This window comes from Streptomyces sp. NPDC058052, from assembly GCF_042885515.1.
Taxonomy (GTDB): Bacteria; Actinomycetota; Actinomycetes; order Streptomycetales; family Streptomycetaceae; genus Streptomyces.
Genome location: NZ_JBHVRX010000090.1, coordinates 1 through 1238, shown reverse-complemented (window position 1 = coordinate 1238; position 1238 = coordinate 1). Strand labels below are relative to the sequence as shown.

General features: G+C 51.3%; 3 protein-coding genes. All 3 read right to left on the bottom strand.

All coding sequences use genetic code 11. The features are described from left to right. The coding region (locus ACFVU3_RS40120; RefSeq protein ID WP_390073717.1) for a M20/M25/M40 family metallo-hydrolase at nucleotides 1-427 on the bottom strand (427 nt) is incomplete at its 3' end. Continuing rightward, nucleotides 399-1094, bottom strand: a complete 696-nt coding sequence (locus ACFVU3_RS40115; RefSeq protein WP_390073719.1) for a 3-oxoacid CoA-transferase subunit B — start codon at nucleotides 1092-1094, stop codon at nucleotides 399-401. The genes ACFVU3_RS40120 and ACFVU3_RS40115, both read right to left, overlap by 29 nt. Next, the gene (locus ACFVU3_RS40110; protein ID WP_390073718.1) at nucleotides 1079-1228 is read right to left on the bottom strand and encodes a CoA-transferase; all 150 of its coding nucleotides are present in this window, start codon (nucleotides 1226-1228) and stop codon (nucleotides 1079-1081) included. The genes ACFVU3_RS40115 and ACFVU3_RS40110 overlap by 16 nt, the downstream gene beginning before the upstream one ends. Between the last annotated feature and the right edge of the window lie 10 nt (nucleotides 1229-1238).

Below are 1238 nucleotides of genomic sequence, written 5' to 3'. Positions count from 1 at the left end.
AGAGGGCTGTATTGCCGCCTTTCATATCCGTTGAACCGCGGCCGTAAACTTTGCCGTCCTTTTCAACAGCGGTAAACGGTTCATACGTCCATGCGGCGGGATTTCCTTCCGGGACAACATCAATATGTCCGTTCAGTATCAGTGATCTTCCGCCCCCGGCCCCTTTCTTTACGGCTGTGATATTCGGGCTTTCATGGAAATCTTCGCGTTCTGATACAAAATAAGGATGCTCTTTCAAATGTTTGACACTCGGCTCCCATACATCAATATCCATGTCAAACTGTCTCAGTTTTTCTAAAACGACTGCCTGTGCGTTAAATTCATGGCCGAACGTGCTTTTTTCCCCGATCAGCCGTTTCAGCAAGCTTACCGCTTTTGCTGTGTTTTCTTCCGCCCACTCAGTGACTTTCTTTTCTAATTGATCCATGGACAGACCCCCTTTTAAGAAAACATTCTCCCAATCTGATTTCGGCATCCGTTGTTTGAATGACATCGTCTATGGTCGTGCCATGCAGCAGTTCCTCAAGAACAAAAGCCCCATCATCTATGCTGATGACGGCTTTCTCTGTAATGATGAGATCTGCACAGCCCGCTGCTGTAAGCGGCAATGAACAGCTTTCGACCAGCTTCGGCCGGCCTTTCTGATCGGTGTGGCTCATGACGACAACCACTTTTTTCGCGCCTTGGGCAAGCTCCATCGCCCCGCCCATTCCGGGCACTTTTTTCCCCGGCACGAGCCAATTGGCGAGATCACCTGTCCTGCTGACTTGGAGCGCGCCTAAAATGGTAATATCTATCAGCCCTTTTCTGATCATGGCAAAAGACAGAGCTGAATCAAAATAGGAAGCACCCTTAACTGTACTGACAGGAAATCCGGCCGCATTGCATAAAAGCTCATCCTCCTCTCCGCGCTCCGGACTTCCGCCGATCCCCAGGACGCCGTTTTCCGCCTGCAGCATTACCTCCATGCCGTCCGGCAGAAAATTCGGCACTAAAGAAGGAATGCCGATCCCCAAGTTGACGATCATTCCTGAGGTAACTTCACTGGCGGCCCGCCTCGCGATACTCTCTCTTTCCTCTATTCCCAAGCCCATCTCCACTTCACTCCTTCACTTTGCACGACACCCTCCACGAAAACACCCGGCGTTACAATATGCTCGCTGTCAAGTTCGCCGGCAGGCACAATCTCTGCCGCCTCAGCAAATGTTCTTTCGGCCGCCGCAGCCATCAGAGGGTTC